This is a genomic window from Microbacterium sp. MPR-TSA4 (assembly GCF_058792815.1).
Genome location: NZ_JBXAFF010000043.1, coordinates 1 through 18,382 on the forward strand (window position 1 = coordinate 1; position 18,382 = coordinate 18,382).

General features: G+C 72.3%; 15 protein-coding genes. 10 read left to right on the forward strand and 5 right to left on the reverse strand.

What is annotated here, in order from left to right; all coding sequences use genetic code 11:
• The coding region (locus AC1Q49_RS13580; RefSeq protein ID WP_492492767.1) for an ROK family protein at positions 1–1,232 on the reverse strand (1,232 nt) is incomplete at its 3' end.
• Positions 1,233–1,351: 119 nt separating this feature from the next.
• Here AC1Q49_RS13580 and AC1Q49_RS13585 point away from each other — a divergent pair.
• Genes AC1Q49_RS13585 through AC1Q49_RS13600 form a run of 4 tightly spaced genes read left to right on the forward strand, consistent with a single transcriptional unit; the run spans position 1,352 to position 6,204 of the window.
• Positions 1,352–2,656 (forward strand): ABC transporter substrate-binding protein, encoded by a 1,305-nt coding sequence (locus AC1Q49_RS13585; protein WP_492492769.1) that lies wholly within the window; start codon positions 1,352–1,354, stop codon positions 2,654–2,656.
• Positions 2,653–3,561 (forward strand): carbohydrate ABC transporter permease, encoded by a 909-nt coding sequence (locus tag AC1Q49_RS13590; protein ID WP_492492771.1) that lies wholly within the window; start codon positions 2,653–2,655, stop codon positions 3,559–3,561. The genes AC1Q49_RS13585 and AC1Q49_RS13590 overlap by 4 nt, the downstream gene beginning before the upstream one ends.
• The gene (locus AC1Q49_RS13595; RefSeq protein ID WP_191009343.1) at positions 3,561–4,469 is read left to right on the forward strand and encodes a carbohydrate ABC transporter permease; all 909 of its coding nucleotides are present in this window, start codon (positions 3,561–3,563) and stop codon (positions 4,467–4,469) included. The genes AC1Q49_RS13590 and AC1Q49_RS13595 overlap by 1 nt, the downstream gene beginning before the upstream one ends.
• A gap of 40 nt (positions 4,470–4,509) precedes the next feature.
• Positions 4,510–6,204 (forward strand): glycoside hydrolase family 13 protein, encoded by a 1,695-nt coding sequence (locus tag AC1Q49_RS13600; protein WP_191009344.1) that lies wholly within the window; start codon positions 4,510–4,512, stop codon positions 6,202–6,204.
• Positions 6,205–6,344: 140 nt separating this feature from the next.
• Here AC1Q49_RS13600 and AC1Q49_RS13605 read toward each other — a convergent pair whose 3' ends face one another.
• Entirely contained in the window at positions 6,345–6,749 is a 405-nt protein-coding gene (locus AC1Q49_RS13605; protein WP_492492774.1) for a DUF6855 family protein, read from the reverse strand.
• A gap of 150 nt (positions 6,750–6,899) precedes the next feature.
• Here AC1Q49_RS13605 and AC1Q49_RS13610 point away from each other — a divergent pair, with 150 nt between their 5' ends.
• Both AC1Q49_RS13610 and AC1Q49_RS13615 read left to right on the forward strand, forming a co-directional pair.
• Positions 6,900–7,574, forward strand: coding sequence for a hypothetical protein (locus AC1Q49_RS13610; RefSeq protein ID WP_492492776.1), 675 nt, complete (start codon positions 6,900–6,902; stop codon positions 7,572–7,574).
• Positions 7,575–7,647: 73 nt separating this feature from the next.
• Positions 7,648–9,168 carry an SDR family NAD(P)-dependent oxidoreductase gene (locus tag AC1Q49_RS13615; protein WP_492492778.1) on the forward strand — a complete coding sequence of 507 codons (1,521 nt, stop codon included), beginning with the start codon at positions 7,648–7,650 and terminating at the stop codon, positions 9,166–9,168.
• A gap of 24 nt (positions 9,169–9,192) precedes the next feature.
• Here AC1Q49_RS13615 and AC1Q49_RS13620 read toward each other — a convergent pair whose 3' ends face one another.
• Complete coding sequence (locus AC1Q49_RS13620; RefSeq protein WP_492492780.1) at positions 9,193–9,624, reverse strand: NUDIX hydrolase; 432 nt, start codon at positions 9,622–9,624, stop codon at positions 9,193–9,195.
• 118 nt (positions 9,625–9,742) lie between these two features.
• On the opposite strand from AC1Q49_RS13620, the gene AC1Q49_RS13625 reads away from it, so the two are divergent.
• Positions 9,743–10,417 carry a Type 1 glutamine amidotransferase-like domain-containing protein gene (locus tag AC1Q49_RS13625; protein WP_492492782.1) on the forward strand — a complete coding sequence of 225 codons (675 nt, stop codon included), beginning with the start codon at positions 9,743–9,745 and terminating at the stop codon, positions 10,415–10,417.
• Here AC1Q49_RS13625 and AC1Q49_RS13630 read toward each other — a convergent pair.
• Positions 10,407–11,456 (reverse strand): zinc-binding dehydrogenase, encoded by a 1,050-nt coding sequence (locus AC1Q49_RS13630; RefSeq protein WP_197425776.1) that lies wholly within the window; start codon positions 11,454–11,456, stop codon positions 10,407–10,409. The genes AC1Q49_RS13625 and AC1Q49_RS13630 overlap by 11 nt on opposite strands.
• 129 nt (positions 11,457–11,585) lie before the next feature.
• On the opposite strand from AC1Q49_RS13630, the gene helR reads away from it, so the two are divergent.
• Entirely contained in the window at positions 11,586–13,820 is a 2,235-nt protein-coding gene (gene helR, locus AC1Q49_RS13635; protein ID WP_492492784.1) for an RNA polymerase recycling motor ATPase HelR, read from the forward strand.
• 30 nt (positions 13,821–13,850) lie between these two features.
• On the opposite strand, the gene AC1Q49_RS13640 is transcribed toward helR, so the two are convergent.
• Complete coding sequence (locus tag AC1Q49_RS13640) at positions 13,851–15,077, reverse strand: MFS transporter (protein WP_223848780.1); 1,227 nt, start codon at positions 15,075–15,077, stop codon at positions 13,851–13,853.
• An 82-nt stretch (positions 15,078–15,159) separates the two neighbouring features.
• On the opposite strand from AC1Q49_RS13640, the gene AC1Q49_RS13645 reads away from it, so the two are divergent.
• Positions 15,160–16,035 (forward strand): LysR family transcriptional regulator, encoded by an 876-nt coding sequence (locus AC1Q49_RS13645; RefSeq protein WP_060960138.1) that lies wholly within the window; start codon positions 15,160–15,162, stop codon positions 16,033–16,035.
• A gap of 167 nt (positions 16,036–16,202) precedes the next feature.
• Positions 16,203–18,382, forward strand: a 2,180-nt coding sequence (locus AC1Q49_RS13650; protein ID WP_492492787.1) for an aminotransferase class III-fold pyridoxal phosphate-dependent enzyme, incomplete at its 3' end; no start/stop codon positions are given.

Consider the following 18,382-nt stretch of genomic DNA (forward strand, 5'->3'; position numbering starts at 1 on the left):
GCCCGGGCGACGCGCCGGGGGAGGGCGACGGTGCGGGCGCACTCGCGCGCCCGGGCCAGCGCGCCCCGGATGACGACGTCGCCACCGAGCGTCGAGCTCAGCAGCGCCGGCGCGGGAAGGTGGATCTGCGCGGCGAGCGTGCGCTGCGCGGCATCGAGCACGGGCTGGATGCCGTCGGCGATCGCCCCGCACACGATGACGCGCTCGGGGTCGAACATGTTCCCGAGAACGCCCACGATGCGCGCGAGCACGCGACCGACGGCATCCGTGGCTTCGCGGGCGAGCGGATCGCCGGCGGCGGCCAGCTCGAGCACCTCCCGCCCGTGCACGGCGGCGGGGTCGAGCGCGGCCAGCCCGGCACGCCGATCGCCGGCCTCCGCCTCGCCGGCCTCCGCCCCGCCGGCGACCGCCCGGGAGATGAGCTCGCGCGCGTGCCGTTCGAGTGACGGGCCGAGCCCGAAAGCCGAGTCGACGTCGCGGATGTAGTCGAACGCGAACATCTCCCCGACCCCGCCGTGCGCGCCGTGGAGGAGGTGTCCGTCGACGACCACGCCGGCGCCCAGGCGTTCTCCCGCGAGCAGGGCGACGTAGTCGCGGCATCCGACCGCGCCGCCGTCGGTGCCCTCGGCGGCAGCGGCCAGCTGCGCGTCGTTCTTGACCTCCACCACGTCTGCCCAGTCGTGCAGCGCGTCGATCAGCCCCGGATTGGTGCGCTCCCAGAAGCCTTCCGGATGCGGGGGCGAGGCGCCGCGACGCGTCACGGGTGCGGCGACCCCTGCGCACAGCGCCAGCACGCGGTCGGCCGTGATCCGGGCGTCGGCGAGGGTCGCCTGCACGTGCCCCACGATCGCCGCACGACGGTCGTCCACGCTCTGCGCCGGTGACAGCGGAATCTGCGAGCGGACGATCGTCTCGCCCGCCAGATCCGCGATCGCGGCGGTCAGATGCGTGTCACCGGCGTCGAGGGCGACGATGACCCCGGCATCGGAGCGCAGCTCGAATCGGCGCGCCGGGCGCCCCGCGCGGTACTGGCCGGCATCGCGGGCGTTGGGCAGCTCTCGCAGCACCTGCGCCTCGATGAGGGTGTCGATCGCCTCGATCGCGGTCGATCGCGTCAGAGACGCCGCCTGCATGGCGTCGGTCGCGGTGAAGGCCCCGGCATCCCACGCGAAGTCGAGCACGCTGTCGACGCTGGCGCGCCCCGTGCCGCTCTCGACGACCGTCTGATTCACTCTTGACCTCTCCGCGGGTGTTCTGTCAGAGTATTGCCATCCAATTGATTCGACCACTAAATCTAATCTGGATCGAATCTCGAGAGGCGGCGCATGCGCCGCCGGACGGAAGGACGACGGTGTCTGTGAGAACCTCTCGAGCGCTGCAGGCGGTCGCCGCCGGCGTCGCTCTCGCCCTGGCGGGCACCCTCCTCGCGGGGTGCAGCAGTGACGGGCGCGAAACCATCCGCTTCACCTTCAGCAAGCGCGAGGCCCTCGCCTTCATGAACGGCGTGGTCGACCGGTACAACGCGTCGCAGGACCGGGTGCGCGTCGAGATGGACACCTCCGGCGTCGACGTCGTCTCGGCGAGCTTCGTCCGCGGCAACCCGCCCGACATCATGCTCGCGAACTACAACTACGAGACGGCCCGCTTCGTGCAGCGCTGCGCCCTCAGTGACCTGAGCGGTACGACCGCGGCGTCCACGACCCGCGACGACCTGCAGGCCCTCATGGACCAGTACGGCTCGTGCCCGGGTCGCGTCAGCGCGCTGCCGTACTCGGTGATGGCGGCATCCGTCATCTACAACGAGGACCTCTTCGCGCAGGCCGGCATCGACGTGCCCACGACGTGGGACGAGCTGCTCGCCGCCTGCGCGAAGCTGAAGGCGGCCGGCATCACCCCGTTCTACGCGACCTTCAAGGACGACTGGACGGTCGGACAGGGTTGGTACGACTACTCGGTCGGCGGCTCGGTCGACGTCGTCGACTTCTTCAACCGTCTCGCCGCGGAAGGCGACGCCGTCGGGCCCGACGCGGCCACCTCGTTCCAGAAGGACTTCACCGCGCCCCTCGAGAAGATGACGCAGCTCACGTCGCAGTTCGTCAACGCGGATGCCGCCAGTCGCGGCTACGGCGACGGCAACCTCGCCTTCGCGAAGGGCGAGGCGGCGATGTACCTGCAGGGACCGTGGGCGTTCAGCGAGATCGCGAAGACGGCGCCCGACCTGAACCTCGGCACGTTCCCGCTGCCGATGACCGACGATCCGGCCGACCTCCGCGTGCGCGTCAACATGGACCTCGCGGCGATGATCCCGGAGGGCTCCCGCCACAAGGATGCCGCGCGGGACTTCCTCGAATACCTGTACCGCCCCGAGACGATCGAGGCCTACAACACCGCGCAGCTCGGCTTCACCCCCACCACCGACGCGCCCGCACCGGACGATCCCCGCATCGCCGGAATGATCCCCTTCTACACGGCGGGCAAGGTCTACCAGGGGCCGTCGGTGCTGGTGCCCAAGACGATCCCCGTCTTCAACTACGTGCAGGCCGTCGTGCTGGGCGCGAGCCCCGAGGCGACGCTGCGGACGATGGATGCCGACTGGGCGCGCCTCGCCTTCCGCGCACCCGCCCCCACGACCGAGACAGAGGAGTCCGGGCAATGACCACGTCCACGATCGTCACCGCCGGTGACCGCACCGCCCGGCGCAGCCACCGGCGCGTCGAGCCGATCTACTACTTCTTCCTGCTCCCGAGTCTCGTCCTGTTCACGCTGGCGATCACGGTGCCGGGCGTCGTGGGGATCTTCTTCAGCTTCACCGACTCGATCGGCATCGGCGAGTGGCACTTCACGGGGCTGACCAACTACATCGCCCTGTTCAGCGACCCCGCCATCCTGCAGAGCTACCTGTTCACGATCGGCTTCTCGATCGCGACCGTGATCGTCGTGAACGTGCTGGCGTTCCTGCTCGCGGTGGGCCTCACCGCCCGCATCCGGCTGAAGACGGCCCTGCGGACCGTGTTCGTGATCCCCATGGTGATCTCGGGCATCATCATCGCCTACGTGTTCAACTTCCTGTTCTCGAACTCGCTTCCGTCGTTCGGGGAGGCCCTCGGCATCCCGGCGCTGTCGACGAGCCTGCTCGCCGATCCCGACCTGGCCTGGGTCGCGATCGTGATCGTGACCGCGTGGCAGGCGATTCCGGGAACGCTGCTCATCTACATCGCCGGCCTGCTCGCCGTGCCCGGCGACGTCTATGAGGCCGCGGCGCTGGACGGCGCCTCCAAAGGCCAGCAGCTCGTGCGCATCACCCTGCCGCTGGTCGCCGGGTACGTCGTCATCAACGTCATCCTCGGATTCAAGGGCTTCCTGAACGCATACGACATCATCGTCGGACTCACCAACGGCGGCCCCGGCACCGCCACCCGCAGCGTCGCGATGACGATCATCGCGGGCTTCAACGGCGGCGACTACGCCTACCAGATGGCCAACGCGACCATCTTCTTCGTCGTCGCCATCCTCATCTCCCTGCTCCAGCTCTCGCTGACTCGCGGAAGGAACGCCTTCTGATGTCCACGCAACCCGCCCTCGTCGCCGAGGATGCCGCCGCCTTCGCGCCCGCGGACGACCGCCGTCGCAAGAGCCCCGCCACCCGCGGTGAGCGCGTCAGCTGGTCGACGACGATCATCCTGATCCTCTGCGCCGTCACCGTGCTGCTGCCGCTGTACGTCACCATCTCGATGTCGCTGAAGACTACGGGTCAGGCCGTCGACGGCAACGCGTTCTCGCTTCCTGCGCCGTTCAGCGTCGACGGCTTCGTCGAGGCGTGGAACCTCACGACGTTCCCGGTCGGGGCGGGCATCTCCCTGTTCGTCACCGCGGGCACCGTCGTCGCGACGATCCTGCTGGCCGCGTTCGCGTCGTACGCGATCGAGCGCAACTGGGATCGGCGGCTGTTCCGATACTCGTTCTTCTATCTGTTGGCCGCGATGTTCATCCCGTTCCCGGTCGTCGCGCTGCCGCAGATCCAGCTCACCGGACGCGTCGGCCTGGACAACCCGTTCGGGGTCATCATCCTCGCCACGATGTTCCAGCTGAGCTTCAGCGTCCTGCTGTTCACGGCGTTCCTGCGGTCGATCCCGATCGAGCTCGAGGAGAGCGCGCGCATCGACGGCGCCACCACCTGGCAGACCTTCTGGAAGCTCATCTTCCCGCTGCTCGCACCGATGAGCGCGACCGTCGGCATCTTCGCGTTCCTCTACGCCTGGAACGACTTCATGATGCCGTCGCTCATCATCTCCGACCCGGCGCTGCAGACGTTGCCCGTGCGACAGAACCTCTTCCAGACGCAGTTCAGCAACAACTACAACGTGTCGTTCGCGTCGTACCTCATGGCGATGGCGCCCGCGATCCTCGCCTATCTCTTCACCCAGCGCTGGGTGATGGAGGGCGTCACCCAGGGCGCCGTCAAGGGCTGATCCCGTCTCTCACCTCCCCTCTCCTATCGAAAGGTCCCGCATGTCCGCCCTGCTCTCCGTCTCCGACCGCCCCGCGCTCTCCCGCCCGGAGGATCGGGACTGGTGGCGCCAGGCCGTCGTCTACCAGGTCTACCCCCGCAGCTTCGCGGATGCCGACGGCGACGGCATCGGCGACCTCCGCGGCATCCTGTCGCGCGCCGACTACCTGGCCGAGCTGGGTGTGGATGCCGTCTGGCTCAGTCCCTTCTACCCCTCCGAGCTCGCCGACGGCGGCTACGACGTGGCGGACTACCGCGACGTCGATCCGCGGCTCGGCACGCTCGACGATTTCGACGAGCTCGTCGCGGCGCTGCATGCCCGCGGCATCCGGATCGTCGTCGACATCGTGCCGAACCACACGTCCGACCGGCACGCGTGGTTCCAGGAGGCCCTCGCCGCCGGTCGGGGATCGGCCGCACGGCGGCGCTACATCTTCCGCGAGGGAAGCGGCCCCGACGGATCCGAGCCGCCGACGGACTGGACCGCGGCGTTCGGCGGGTCGGCGTGGGAGCGCGTCGCCGACGGGCAGTGGTACCTGCACAGCTTCGCGATCGAGCAGCCCGACCTCGACTGGAGCAACCCGGAGGTGCGCGCCGACTTCCTGACGACGCTGCGGTTCTGGTCGGATCGCGGGGTCGACGGCTTCCGCATCGACGTCGCGCACATGCTCACGAAGGATCTGAGCGAGCCGCTGCCGTCCGCGGCCGAGCTCGCTGCGCTGCCCGTCGACGGCTCGCACCCGCTGCTCGACCGCGATGACGTGCACGAGATCTACGCCGAGTGGCGCCGCGTGTTCGACGCGTACGACCCGCCGCGCACCGCCGTCGCCGAGGCCTGGGTCGCCTCCGACCGGGTGCCGAAGTACGCGAGCCCGGAGAGCCTGGGCCAGTCGTTCAACTTCGACCTGCTGCGCGCGTCGTTCGACGCGCGCGAGTTCCGCCGGATCGTGACCGACAACATCGCCCTCGCGGCCCGATCCGGCTCGTCGAGCACGTGGGTGCTGTCGAATCACGACGTGTTCCGGCACGCGACGCGCTACGCACTGCCGCGGGTCGAGGAGATCGACGGCGCCGTGCCGAACCGACACGGCGGGGGCTGGCTCGAAGCCGGCGCCGACGAAGCGGTCATCGATCGGGTCGGGGGACTGCGGCGTGCGCGCGCGGCGTCGCTGTTCCTGCTCGGGCTGCCCGGATCGGCATACCTGTACCAGGGCGAGGAGCTGGGCCTGCACGAAGTGGCCGAGATCCCCGCCGACCAGCGTCAGGACCCGACCTTCTTCCGCACGCACCAGGAGCAGTACGGGCGCGACGGATGCCGCGTGCCGCTGCCCTGGACCCGCGAGGGCTCCTCGTTCGGTTTCGGTTCGGGCGGCGCGCACCTGCCGCAGCCGTCGTGGTTCGCGGACGTGTCGGTCGAGGCGGAGGAGGGCGACCCGGCATCCACCCTCTCGCTCTACCGTCGCGCGCTCGCCCTGCGGCACGAGCTGCTCGCGCCGGAGCACCTGGAATGGGTCGAGACCGGCCGGGACGACGTGCTGCGCTTCCGCCGCCCGAACGGGTGGGAGGTCGTGACGGTGTTCGGCGTGGAGCCGTTCGCGCTGCCCCTCGCCTCGGGGCAGCGTGTGGTGCTGTCGAGCGCGCCGATCGACGGGGGCGTCGTGCCGGGGGAGACGACCGTGTGGGTCGCCGCGGCCTGAGCCGGCGGGGTGACCTCAGGGGCGCCCGAACTGCAAGGTCTCTCGGGCGGCGCGCCGCCGGGTGAGCGGATGCCGCGGCGTGTCGCCCGGCATCCCTTGCAGTTCGGGCACCGCGGGCGGGGTCGCGCGAACCTGCACGATCAGACGATCGCGCGCGCCTTGTTGTTGCGGGGGTCGTGCGTCAGTTCGATCAGACCCAGCCGCTCCAAGAGCGGAGGAACGTACATGGCGAACCGTCCTCGATACCCCTTGCGCAGGCCATACCACCCACCGACAGGGTTCGTGGGCTCCCGAGCCCACGCTTCGATCGTTCCGGGAGATGCCGGCTTGTTCTCATCCGCGGCTCCGAGTAGAACCCAATCCCCCTGGGCCGCGAGCCACTGCGTCAGATCTTCGACGGCACGGGCGTGGTAGGTGAGCCAGGTGGTGCCCACGTGGCAGAACAGCACAGGGGGGTCGGCGGAATCATCCCGGTAGATGCTGTAGCGGGATGTGCCCGGGGCGGTGGTCAGATCCCAGGGGGATTGCTTCGTGCCTTCGACCATGGCTGCCTCCCGCGAGCGTGCTTGACCGTCAGGCTCGCACGGCACCGGCGCCGAGTCAACGATCGCGGCAGCGGTCGAGCCCAGGTTGCCGAGGCGAGGGGCTGTGGAGAACTTCCGTGGCGGGTTCGTGACGCTGGCTAGGATGCCGGGGTGACAGCCCCCCGCTTCGTACCCCGCACCGCTCTCGTCCTCCTTCTCGGCGCCGCTGCTCTCGGCTTCGCGGGATGCGCCGCCGCGGCCGACGTCGCGTCATCGCCGTCGGTCTCCGGCTCGGGCGCCGTCGGAGCCGCGTCGCCCACCGGCAGCACCGGCGATCCCGGCGACGGCGACGGAGGCGACGGCGGTGGTGACGCGGGCGGGGGCAGCGCACCGTCGGTCCCGACCATGGCGCTCGCCGACGTGCTCGGCCGCTACCCCGACTGCGCCGCGATGGGGTCGCTGCTGGGCTCGGCGCTCGACGGGCTCGAGCCGAACGGTGCGGACAACGACGGCCAGACCGTGCAGTGCGACTGGATCTCGGCGATCGGCGACGACGTCAACAATGTCAGCATCACGGTCACGACCAACAACGGCGCCGTCGACGTCGCCGCCAAGGACGATATCGCCGCCATCGGCTCCGAGTATGTCGCGGATGCCGCGCTCGAGGCGCGCGGCGGCATCGCCTGGCTGACGAAGAACACCGGCGACCTGCGCATCTTCGTGACCAACGTCGACGTGCCGGGGCTCGCCGTCGCGATCACCTCCGGGGCCCTCAACCAGGATCCGCGCATCTCCGGCGGCCCCGCGGTCGCAGCCGCGAAGCAGCTCCTCGGCATCGCGGGCTGACACTCGACCGCCGCGCCGCCTCCGGCCCGGGCACACCGACACCCGGCCCGGGCGTGCCCGGGTAAACTCTGGCGTGCCCGAAAGTCCCGCCGACCCCGCGAACACCCCCGAGAGCTCCGCCTCGGCACCGCCGACGACCGACCCGACCGCGCCGACGATCGACCCGGCCGAGCTCGAGATCGCGTTGCGCGTCATCGACGCGGCATCCCACCTCGACCGCGACGATCCCGCGTACATCGCCCTGCGCCGCCAGACGGGCAAGATGTACAAGGACGTCAAGCGCCTGTCCCGTCAGGAGAAGCGCCAGCGCATCGCCGACGCCGACCGCGCGGTGGTCGCCGCCACCGCCACGGGCGCCCCCGACCGCATCGACGACGAGACCCGCGGCATCCCGCTCGCGGCGCGCACGGCGGCGCCGATCGCCGGCGAGCTCATCAAGCCGCGCGCTTGCTACATCTGCAAAGAGCTGTACACGACCGTCGACGCGTTCTACCACCAGCTGTGCCCCGACTGCGCGGCGATGAGTCACGCCAAGCGCGACGCCCGCACCGACCTGACCGGCAGGCGAGCCCTCCTCACCGGCGGCCGCGCGAAGATCGGCATGTACATCGCGCTGCGGCTGCTGCGCGACGGCGCGCACACGACGATCACGACCCGCTTCCCCCGCGACGCCGTCCGCCGCTTCTCGGCCCTCCCCGACAGTGCCGACTGGATCCACCGGCTCAAGATCGTCGGCATCGACCTGCGCGATCCCGCCCAGGTCATCGGTCTCGCGGATGCCGTGGCCGCCGACGGACCGCTCGACATCCTCATCAACAACGCGGCGCAGACCGTGCGCCGCTCCGCCGGGGCCTACAAGCCGCTCGTGGATGCCGAGCTCGCGCCGCTGCCGACGGGACCCCTGCCGGAGCTGCTGACCTTCGGCCACACCAACGACGCGCATCCCCTCGCGCTCGCGCAGTCGGTGTCGAGCCACCCTATCCTCGCAGCCGCGGCCCGCACGGCCGACGAGCTGACCGCCGAGGCGATGGCGGCGGGCTCGTCGTCGCTGGAGCGCCTGGCGGCCGGTACCGCCATCGACGCGGGCGGTCTCGTGCCCGACGAGAACCACATCAACAGCTGGACGCAGTCGGTGGACCAGGTCGAGCCGCTGGAGATGCTCGAGGTGCAGCTGGCGAACATGACCGCGCCGTTCCTGCTCGTCTCCCGCCTGCGCCCCGCCATGGCGGGGTCGCCGGCGCGGCGAAAGTACGTCGTGAACGTGTCGGCCATGGAGGGGGTGTTCAGCCGCGGATACAAGGGGCCGGGGCATCCGCACACGAACATGGCCAAGGCGGCGCTGAACATGCTCACGCGCACCAGCGCCCGCGAGATGTTCGAGACCGACCGCATCCTCATGACGGCCGTCGACACCGGCTGGATCACCGACGAACGCCCCCACTACACGAAGGTGCGCCTCGCCGAGGAGGGCTTCCACGCACCGCTCGACCTGGTCGACGGCGCGGCCCGCGTCTACGACCCGATCGTGCGGGGCGAGGCGGGCGAAGACCTGTTCGGCATCTTCCTCAAGGACTACCGCAAGAGCCCGTGGTGACCCGCCGCTGACCGGTCGGCGCGCTCAGCGCTCCGGCAGGAAGTAGGACGCTGCGAGCGGCGCGACCTCCAGAGCGGATGCCGCGGCCCGGTCGACCCAGCGCAGCTCCTCGATCTCGGCATCCGTCACCGGCTGCTGATCGCCGATGTCGACGCGGAAGACGTCGGCGACGACGGCGAAGCCCGGCTCGTTCGCGGCGGGCGCGGTGAACTCGCCGAGCGGCGTGAGGTCGGCACCGGTCAGGCGCAGCCCGATCTCCTCGGCGAGCTCGCGGATGAGCGTCTGCGCGGCATCCTCGCCGGCCTCGGGCTTGCCGCCCGGCTGCATGAACGCGCGGGTGCCCGCCTTGCGCACGAGGAGCAGGCGGCCGTCCGCGTCGGTGATCACGGCGGCGGAGACGCGGATCGAGCGCGCGGATCCGGTCGGGGCGGCGGAGGCATCCGGAGTCGAGGTCACCCTCGAACGCTAACAGTCGACGACCCCGTGCCGCCGCGGTGTCGCGGGTGCGCTGAGCCCGCGCGCCCGGCGAGGGCGGCCCCTGGCCGTGCGCCGCCGCAGACGGTTGACTGGGCGTATGAAGCTCCTGCTGACCTCGGGCGGGGTCACCAACGACAGCATCCGCCGCACCCTCGAGGAGATGCTCGGCAAACCCATCGCCGACAGCTCCGCGCTGTTCGTGCCGACGGCCCAGTGGGGGCAGCCGATGTGCTCGCCCGAGACGGTCTGGCGATCCACGGCGGGCACCTGGCCGGACGGCATCCCCAGTCCCGTCGAACTCGGATGGCGCTCCGTCGGGGTGCTCGAGCTCACCGCACTGCCGACGATCGCGCCCGAGCGGTGGATGCCGTGGGTGCGCCAGGCCGACGCCCTGCTCGTCGACGGGGGTGAGGCCGTGTACCTCGCCGAGTGGATCCGCACCTCGGGGCTCGGCGATCTGCTGCCCGAGCTGGAGGACACCGTCTGGGTCGGCATCAGTGCGGGGAGCATGGCGCTCACACCCCGCGTGGGCCCGGAGTTCGTCGACCGCGACCCCCGCGGCACCGACCAGACGCTCGGCCTCGTCGACTTCTCGATCTTCCCCCACCTCGACTACCCGGGCTGGACGGGGAACACGACCGCGGCGGCGCACCGATGGGCGGCCGCCCTCGGGGCGCGCGCCTACGCCATCGACGACCAGACGGCCATCCGGGTCGTCGACGGCGCGGTCGAGGTGATCTCCGAGGGTACCTGGGAGCTGCTCAACGCGTGAGCATCACCTTCAGGGCCTCGCGCGCGTCCATCGCGGCGTAGGCGGCGGGCGCCTCGTCGAGCGTCATGATCCGGTCGAACACGCGGCCGGGATCGATCGTGCCGTCGAGCACCAGCGGGATCGTGTCGTCGAGATAGGCGCGCACCGGGGCCACCCCTCCGGTCAGCGTGATGTTCTTGCCGAACAGCGACGCCGATCCGACCGGTGCGCTCTCGTACTGCGGCACGCCGACGCGGGAGATGACGCCGCCGGGGCGCACGACACCGTACGCCTGCTCGTACGCGGGCATGTGGCCGACGGCCTCGATGACGACGTGGCTGCCCTCGCCGTTCGTGAGGTCGCGGACACGCGCGATCCCCTCGGCTCCCCGCTCCGCGACGACGTCGGTCGCGCCGAACTCCACGCCGAGATCGGTGCGGTCGGTGTGCCGACCCATCAGGATGATCCGCTCGGCCCCGAGGGTTCGGGCGGCCAGCACCGCCGACAGGCCCACGGCGCCGTCGCCGATCACGGTGACCGTCTGCCCGGCGCGGACCCGGGCGAGATGCGCGGCGTGATAACCCGTGAGGTACACGTCCGAGAGCGTCAGCAGCGAGGCGAGCAGCGCGTCGGATGCGGCATCCGGATCGACGTCGCGCACGACGACCAGGGTGCCGTCGGCCTGGGGGATGAGGGCCCGTTCGGCCTGGAGGCCGCCGACGCGCCCGCTGCCGTAGAACCCGCCGTGCAGGCACGAGGTCTGGAAGCCCTCCCGGCAGAAGACGCACGTGTTGTCGGAGTAGACGAACGGCACGATCACGAAGTCGCCCGGGCGCACCGCCGTCACCTCGGCGCCGGTCTCCTCGACGACGGCGATGAGCTCGTGCCCCATCCGCCGGCCCTTCGACGACTCGGCCATCGAATGGTACGGGTGCAGATCGGAGCCGCAGACGCACGCGCGGACGATGCGCACGACGGCGTCGGTCGGCTGCTGGACGACGGGATCGGGGACGTTCTCGACGCGGACGTCTCCGGCGCCGAACATGACGGTTGCTCGCATGAGTACATTTCACGCCATCCGGCCTGCCCTTTCCATTATCCCGCGCGGAGGGGGGCTTGCCGCAAGGGCCCCTCCGTGGGGCAGAATCGCAGGTCGCGCCGTCTTTTGCGGCGCGGGAAGGGGATTCGGATGCCGAGGGGAAACACTCCGGAGAGCGTGTTCGATCTGCCGCCACGGCTGCACCGCAAGGCCGATCCGCTGCTCATCGGACGGGACGAGCAGCAGTTCGCCGCCATCGCCCGGGCCCTCGCCGCCGACGTGCGGCGCACCGAGGAGCGTACGGCGGCGCTGCAGCGCGAGGCCGTCGGCGGCGGCCAGCGGGCGCTCGAACGCGACCTCGAGGTGCAGAGCCTGACGGCGCGGCTGCGCATCCTCCGCCGGTTCGGCCTCGATGCCTGCATCGGCCGGATGGTCGATGCGGCGGGAGCCGTCACCTACATCGGGCGCTTCGGTCTCGCGGATGCCGCGGAGGAGCGGCTGCTGACGGACTGGCGGGCCCCGGCATCCGCCCCGTTCTTCGCCGCGACCGCGGCGCGTCCGCTCGGTCTCACGAGCCGGCGCCGCTATCGCTGGCGGGAGGGACGCATCGTCGACTACTGGGACGAGGTGTTCGCCGACGACGGCGTGGACCACAGCGGCGCGCTCGACGACCAGTCGGCGTTCATCGCGAGCCTCGGCGCGAGCCGTTCGCCCCGGATGCGCGACGTGCTCGGGACGATCCAGGCCGACCAGGACGCGATCATCCGCGCCGACTCCCGGCGCGCGCTCGTCGTCGACGGCGGCCCCGGGACGGGCAAGACGGTCGTCGCGCTGCACCGCGCCGCGTACCTGCTCTACGACGATGCGCGGATGCGGGCCGGACACGGCGGGCTGCTGTTCGTGGGCCCGCACCGCCCGTACGTCGACTACGTGGACGACGTGCTGCCGAGCCTCGGGGAGGACGGCGCGCTGGTCTGCGCCGTCGACGATCTCGTCGCCGGGGGCGCCGAGGCGGCGGAGGAGGCCGATCCGCAGATCCGGCGCCTGCTCGGCGACGGTCGCGTGGTCGACGCCGTCGACGCCGCGGTGCGCCGGTGGCAGCGCCCGCCGAGGCGCGCGACCGCGATCGAGACCGCGTGGGGGACCGTCGTGGTGGGGCCCGCGGAGTGGTCCGAGATCTTCGCCGACGCCGACGAGCTGCCGCACAACGCGCACCGCGCGCGGGCCTGGGATCGCCTGCTCGACCTGCTCGAGGACCGCATCGACGACGACCTACGCGACGGCGGTGGCGGGTCGGCGGATGCCTGGGGGGAGGGCTGGGGCGAGGCGTCCCGTCCTCGCGACGACTTCGACGCGTACGGCTCGGGCTGGGAGGAGGACGAGTCGACCCGCGAGACGCTGGAGAACGACGAGGAGCTGCGGGCGCTGTTCGATCGGGCCTGGCCGCTGCTGGATCCCGAGGCGCTGCTGCGCGGGCTTCTCTCGACGCCCGAGCTGCTGCGACGCTGCGCACCCTGGCTGGCGGCCGCGGACGTCGACGTGCTCGTCGCGCGCGGTGCGCCGCCCGCGTGGACCGACGTCGATCTGCCTCTGCTCGATGCGGCCCGCCGCGGCGTCGGCGATCCGCGCAGCGAGGTGCGCGAGCGGCGGGCGCGCCGTGCGGCCGCCGAAGAGCGCCGGGTGATGTCCGACGTGGTGAGCGACCTGATCGCGGCCGACGACGGCGACCTGCGGATCATGTCGATGCTGCGCGGGCAGGATCTGCGCGGCACGCTCGCGCAGCCCACGGCATCCGAGCGCGACCCGTACGCCGGGCCGTTCGCGCACCTGGTCATCGACGAGGCGCAGGAGCTCACCGACGCGCAGTGGCGGATGCTGCTGCGCCGGTGCCCGTCGCGGACCGTGACGATCGTCGGAGATCGCGCGCAGGCGCGCCACGGTTTCCCCGAGACCTGGGGCGAGCGGCTCGCGCGGGTCGGCCTGGATCGGGCGAACGTCACGTCGCTGAGCGTCAACTACCGCACGCCCCAGGAGGTGATGGACGTCGCCGGCCCGATCATCCGCGCCGCGCTGCCCGATGCGAACGTCCCGGAGTCGATCCGCCGCACCGGGATTCCGGTCGCCTACGGGTCGCGGGACGAGCTGGAGGCGGTGCTGGACGCGTGGGAGCGCGACCGCGCGGAGGGGACGGCCGTGGTGATCGGCGCGCCCGCGTTCGCATCACGACCGCGGGTGGCGTCGCTCGATCCGCAGCGGGTCAAGGGCCTCGAGTTCGACCTCGTCGTGTTCGTCGATCCCGACCGGTTCGGCGGGGGGATCACCGGCGCCGTCGACCGGTACGTCGCGATGACCCGCGCGACCCAGCGCCTCGTCGTGCTCTCGTGACACGCGGTGCGCGCGGGAGCGCCGGCACGCTCAGCCGGCGCGGCGCAGACGGAGCCCGAGGAAGAGCACCGCGGATGCCGCGGTCAGCGCCGCGGCGAGCACGATCACCGCGGTCCAGCCGGCGCCGGCGAACAGGTGGGTCGAGGCCGTCCCCGCCACGGTGCTGCCCAGGTAGTAGGTGAGCAGGTAGGCGCTCGAGGCGCGCGACGTGCTGCGCCCGGTCGCCTGGGCGCGGGCGACGACCCAGCCGCTGAGCACCGAGTGCGTGCCCAGGAACGCCGCGGTCAGCAGCCCGAGTCCCGCGAACACAGCGACGACGTCCGGCCAGACGAGCAGGCCGATCGCGCCGAGGGTGGCGGCGGCGCCGAGCAGCGATGTCAGCGCGCGACCGCGGCGGCGCGAGATCCGGTGGAACAGGCCCGGCGCGAGGATGCCCAGGGGGTAGGCGAGGTAGACGAACACCTCCGCCGCTCCGAGCGAGAAGGGCGGCCCGTCGAGGCGGAACGGCACGGCGTTGTACAGCCCGACGAACGTCGCCATCGCGAGCGCACCGGCGGCGCACACCGCCAGGATGACGGGGTCGCGCAGGGAGGCCACCGTGCCGCCGAGCAGGTCGCCGAGTCGGAGGGGGAGGGGCGCCGCGCCGTCGCGGGGCAGTGCGATCCACACCAGGGCGCCGACGACGACGCTCACGCCGCCGAGCACGATGCTCACCGTCTGCCAGCCTCCGAGGGCCGCGAGCGGCAGCGGAGCGAGCCGCCCGACGGCCCCGCCGACCGCGGTGCCGGAGATGTACAGCGCGTTCGCGCGCCCGTGCGCGTCGTCGCGCACGGCGTCGCGGAGGTAGGCGAGTGCGACGGCGGGCAGGACGGCCAGGGCGACGCCGCCGGCGGCGCGCAGGGCGAGGAAGAGCTCCCAGGTGGGCGCGACGGCGCAGGCGACGGACAGGACTCCGGCGAGCACGAGCGAGCCGCTCATCGCGGTGACGCGCCCGATGCGGTCGGAGAGCGGGCCCGACAGCAGCAGTCCCAGCAGCATGGCCGCGGTCGTGGCGGAGATCGCGAGCCCGGACGCTCCGGCATCCACCCGGAACGACGCCGCGATCGCGGGCAGCAGCGGCTGCGGGAAGTAGATGATCGCGAAGTTCGCGAGGCCGCCGGCGGCCAGCAGGCCGACGACCCGGCGGTAGGAGGGCGTGCCGGCGGCCAGGCGCGCGATCGAGCCGGTGGGGGTGCGGTCGAGCACGCTGGCGGCCATGGGCTCCATCGTGATCCGCCGGTGTCGTGTCCGGAAATGATCTGACGCGCCCGTGTGATGCGTCTGGCGCATAATGAGGCGCATGGACGAGCAGGCACTGCGGATCTTCCTCTCCCTCGCCGAGACGCAGAACACCCGCGACACCGCGGCCGAGCTGCGCGTGAACCAGTCGAACGTCTCGCGCGCCCTCGCCCGCCTGGAGGCGCAGGTGGGGATGCCGCTGTTCGCGCGGCACGGCAAGCGTCTCGAGCTGAACGCCGGCGGCCTCGCCTTCCGCGCCGACGCGGCCGGTGTGCTCGACGCCTTCGATGCGGCCCGCCGCCACGCCGAGCTCATCGCGGAGGAGGGGCGGCTGCTGCGCGTCGGCTTCCTGCATTCGGTCGCGCGGTGGATGGTGCCCGACGTCGTGCAGCGCTTCCGCGCGCTCCGGCCCGACGTACGCGTCTCGCTGCGGCAGGGCTTCGCCCGCGATCTCTACGGCTGGCTCGCGCTCGATGCGATCGACGTCGCGCTGAGCACCGCGCCGATCGCGCCGTCCGCGGCGTCCGACGACATCGGCTGGCTCGCCCTCGCCGAGGAGCCGTTGTGCATCGCCGTCCCGGCGGGGCACCCGCTCGCGGCGGCCGACGGGGTCGAGGTCGGCGACCTCGCCGGTCGCGACTTCATCGGCTTCTCGCGCATCGCCGAGCTGCGCGCGGTGGTCACCGGCATCCTCGACGAGGCGGGCGTCGCCGTGAACGTGACCTTCGAGAGCAGCGAGATCGACACGATGCGCAGCCTGGTCGCCGGCGGTCTGGGCGTCTCGATCCTCCCGCGCACCCCGGGTCGCGACGATCCGGGGGTCGTCTACCTGCCCCTCCGGCCGCGCCGCGTGCGGGCGCTGGGCATCGCGTGGAGCCCGACGGCGCAGGGCGCCCCCTACGCGACCGCGCTGGTGGCGGCGCTCGCGGCTCCGTAGCCACCCGGCCCGACCCGCGAGCCCCGCGCGGCGGACCGACTGACCGACGACGGGCGACGATCCGGACACACGGACGCGGCGGCATCCGCCAGAATCGTGGTGCCCGGCCGTCGCGCGATGGCCGGGCACCCGTTTCGACCCGCCCTCATCCGAAGGACGTGCTCCCGATGACCGAGAACTGGTTGCTGGCCCGACCCGACGTCGACCTCGACGAGGTGCGGGCGCTCGCTCGTCGCGAGTACGGCGTCGACGGCGAGCTGACCGAGCTGGGCAGTCAGCAGGATCGCAACTTCCTGGTGCGCGGCGCCGACGGCGCGGGTCTGCTCGTCAAGATCTTCCACCCCACCGTCGACGCGGCCGCGGTCGCGCTGCACATCGCCGCATCGGACCGCCTGCGCGCCCAGGGGCTCCTCACGCCCGAGGTGCTCACGACGGCAGACGCCGCCCGCACGACGCAGATCGTCTGCGCCGACGGGCAGATCGCCCGCGTGGCCGGGTTCCAGATCGTCGACGGCCGGCCGCTGTCCGACGTCACCGACGCCGATGGGGCCCAGGCCGAGGAGCTCGGCGCGCTGGTCGCGGAGGTCACCACCGCGTTCGCGGGGCTGGATGCCGACGACACCGACCGCAATCTGCAATGGGAGCTGGGCAACGCGCTCGCCGTCGTCGAACAGCTCATCGACGACCTGCCGGAGGATCGGCGCGAGCAGTGCCTCACCGCGGCCCGGCGTGCGGCGGCCGAGCTGGACCGTGTCGCGGCGGACCTCCCACGTCAGGTGATCCACGGCGACCTGACGGCCGACAACGTCATGCGCGACCGCCGCGGGCGGCACTGGGTGATCGACCTCGGCGACGTCGCGACGTCGTGGCGGGCCGCCGAGCTCGCGATGCTGCTCGCCGACCTCATGGGCCGCACCGACGACCTCGCGATCGTCGGCCGGGCCGTCGCCGGCTTCGATGCGCACGCGCACCTCGCCGACGCCGAGCTCGAGGCCCTCTGGCCCCTCGTCGTGCTGCGCGGCGCCGTGCTCGCCGTCAGCGGGTGGAGCCAGCTGCGCATCGACCCGGGCAACGACTACGCGCGTGAGCGGGTCGAGCACGAGTGGCAGGTGTTCGCGCGGACGGCGCGCGTGCCGTCGTCCGAGGTGACGGCGCAGCTGCGTCTCGCGGCCGGGCGGCCGCACCGCCGGGGCGTCGCCTACCGGCCCGTGCTGGCGCGGGGGGATGCCGCGGCCACCGTGGATCTCGGCATCCGGAGTCCGCTTCTCGACCGGGGGCGCTGGACCGTGCCCGGCATCGAGCAGGAGCTCGTGAGGGAGGCGCTGAACGATGCGCCGATCGCCGTGCTCCGCTACGGCGAGAGCCGGCTGAGCCGCGTGTCGACGGACACCACGCGGCCCGCGGCGACGCGGGCGCGCTGCGTCGAGCTGTGGACGCGCCCGGGCGCCGCGGTCGCCGCGCCCTTCCGCGGCTTCACGCAGGTCGACGTGGGCGCCGGGGCGGTGGAGCTCCACGACGCGGGCGTCGTCCTGCGGATCGAGGGGGTCGACCTCGCCGCCGAGGTCGCGGCGGGCGAGGCGGTGGATGCCGGGGCCGTGCTCGGCCGTGTCGCCGAGGCCGAGCCGGGCCTCGGGCGCCTGCGCATCACCCGGCGCCTGCGCGACGCCGCACCGGCCGCCCCGTTCGTCGACGCCGACGGGGAGGACCAGACGCCGGGCGCCGCGGATCCGTCGCCGATCCTCGGCGTGCCGCGGGTGGCCGACCCGGTGGCCGCGACCCGCCGCGCCCGACGGGTGCGGGAGGGGGCGATCGGCGCCGCCGCGGAACGGTTCTACGCCGAGCCGCCGCAGATCGAGCGCGGCTGGGGCGCGCTGCTCGTCGACACGCAGGGCCGCGCGTACGTCGACCTCGTCAACAACGTCTCGGCCATCGGTCACGCCCACCCCGAGTTCGCCGACCGTGTCGCCCGTCAGCTGAACCTGCTCAACACCAACTCGCGCTTCCTCTACGACGCGTTCGCGGAGTTCGCCGCGCGGCTCGTCGCCCATGCCCCCGACCCGTCGCTCGACACGGTGATCCCCGTCAACAGCGGCTCGGAGGCGGTCGATCTGGCCCTCACCCTCGCCCGCGTCGCGACCGGTCGGCGCGATGTCATCGCGGTGCGCGAGAGCTATCACGGGTGGACGAGCGCCGCCGACGCCGTCAGCACGTCGGCGTTCGACAATCCGCACGCCGCCGACTCGCGACCCGCCTGGGTGCACCTCGTCGACGCCCCGAACGCCTACCGGGGCCGCCACCGCGGGCCGGATGCCGGGGCCGCCGCGGCCGTACTCGCGCGCAGGGCGGT

What these genes read in the sequence shown, in the direction of transcription:
- AC1Q49_RS13595 (WP_191009343.1), top strand. Translation starts at nt 3,561, where the DNA reads ATGTCCACGCAACCCGCCCTCGTCGCCGAGGATGCCGCCGCCTTCGCG.
- AC1Q49_RS13605 (WP_492492774.1), bottom strand. Translation starts at nt 6,749, where the DNA reads ATGGTCGAAGGCACGAAGCAATCCCCCTGGGATCTGACCACCGCCCCG.
- AC1Q49_RS13590 (WP_492492771.1), top strand. Translation starts at nt 2,653, where the DNA reads ATGACCACGTCCACGATCGTCACCGCCGGTGACCGCACCGCCCGGCGC.
- helR (WP_492492784.1), top strand. Translation starts at nt 11,586, where the DNA reads ATGCCGAGGGGAAACACTCCGGAGAGCGTGTTCGATCTGCCGCCACGG.
- AC1Q49_RS13625 (WP_492492782.1), top strand. Translation starts at nt 9,743, where the DNA reads ATGAAGCTCCTGCTGACCTCGGGCGGGGTCACCAACGACAGCATCCGC.
- AC1Q49_RS13640 (WP_223848780.1), bottom strand. Translation starts at nt 15,077, where the DNA reads ATGGCCGCCAGCGTGCTCGACCGCACCCCCACCGGCTCGATCGCGCGC.
- AC1Q49_RS13645 (WP_060960138.1), top strand. Translation starts at nt 15,160, where the DNA reads ATGGACGAGCAGGCACTGCGGATCTTCCTCTCCCTCGCCGAGACGCAG.
- AC1Q49_RS13600 (WP_191009344.1), top strand. Translation starts at nt 4,510, where the DNA reads ATGTCCGCCCTGCTCTCCGTCTCCGACCGCCCCGCGCTCTCCCGCCCG.
- AC1Q49_RS13630 (WP_197425776.1), bottom strand. Translation starts at nt 11,456, where the DNA reads ATGCGAGCAACCGTCATGTTCGGCGCCGGAGACGTCCGCGTCGAGAAC.